Source organism: Allobosea sp. 10N428 (genome assembly GCF_056394545.1).
Genome location: NZ_JBFTIC010000040.1, coordinates 1 through 620 on the forward strand (window position 1 = coordinate 1; position 620 = coordinate 620).

At 67.7% G+C, this 620-nt stretch carries 1 pseudogene; it reads right to left on the reverse strand.

The annotated features are described in order from the left end of the window. Positions 1-532 (reverse strand): annotated as a pseudogene (locus tag AC1DDA_RS27410) (helix-turn-helix domain-containing protein); the annotation flags it as partial. Positions 533-620 lie beyond the last annotated feature (88 nt).

A 620-nucleotide genomic window follows, 5' to 3' on the forward strand; every position in this document is an offset into this window, starting at 1 on the left:
CCGTGCGGGATGCCGGCCCGGCAACGCTCACCGCGAGGGGCACGGCCTCGCAAACGGGCCATCTTGGTCGACAGGCCGGTCTCGTCGATGAAGACGAGGCGCCGCGGGTCGAGATCGGGCTGGGCCTCGAACCAGTCCCGGCGCCGCTTCAGGACGTCGGGGCGCTCCTGCTCCAGTGCATGGGCGGACTTTTTTTGAACGTCCAGCCCCGCCCGCGAAGCCAGGCGCTCAGCGCGCTGCGGCGGATCGAGACAGCACGCTCGGCAAGGAGCTGCCCGGCCATCTCGTGCAGCGTGACGTCCCGGCGCTCGTCGATCAGCCCGACGATGAAGGCCTCATGCGGATCCAGGCTCGAACCTCGTCGCCGGCCTTGCGGACGGGCCGTCCGCTCGCCTGTCCTCGCGCGGGCAATCCACCGGATCGCCGTCGAGATCCCCACGCCGAACCTTGCCGCCGCCTGCCGTGCCGACAGTCCGTCCGCCGAGGCCTTCAGAACACGCACGCGAAGATCGTCGCTCAGAGCTCGGGCCATCATCCAACTCCTCTTCGAGGAGCTTGAATCAGCCCAGAACACGCTCGTCACTTCACAATCGATTCAACGATCAGCGGAAACGCTCTAG